Below are 485 nucleotides of genomic sequence, written 5' to 3'. Positions count from 1 at the left end.
CGACCTTCGTCAAGAAGCTTACGGAACATTTCAACACCAGTACATGTAGTAGTAGTAGTGTCTTTGATACCTACGATAGCAACTTCGTCACCTACGTTTAGGATACCACGTTCGATACGGCCAGTTACTACTGTACCACGACCTTGGATTGAGAATACGTCTTCGATAGGCATTAGGAATGGCATATCTACTGCACGCTCTGGCTCAGGGATGTATGTATCTAGAGCTTCTGCTAGTTCAACAATCTTAGCTTCCCATTGCTCTTCGCCGTTTAGTGCGCCTAGAGCTGAACCTTGGATAACTGGTAGGTCATCACCTGGGAAATCGTACTCAGATAGAAGTTCACGAACTTCCATTTCTACTAGTTCTAGTAGCTCTTCATCGTCAACCATGTCACATTTGTTCATGAATACGATGATGTATGGGATACCAACCTGACGGCCTAGTAGGATGTGCTCACGAGTTTGTGGCATTGGACCATCTGT

1 protein-coding gene is annotated in these 485 nt (G+C 45.2%); it reads right to left on the bottom strand.

The annotated features are described in order from the left end of the window. Positions 1-485, bottom strand: a 485-nt coding sequence (locus VCHENC03_RS16900) for a GTP-binding protein (protein WP_032802510.1), incomplete at both ends; no start/stop codon positions are given.

Source organism: Vibrio sp. HENC-03 (genome assembly GCF_000305755.2).
GTDB classification, from domain to species: domain Bacteria; phylum Pseudomonadota; class Gammaproteobacteria; order Enterobacterales; family Vibrionaceae; genus Vibrio; species Vibrio owensii.
The sequence above is the reverse complement of the archived record's forward strand: the minus strand, read 5'-3'. Positions and strand labels throughout refer to the sequence as shown.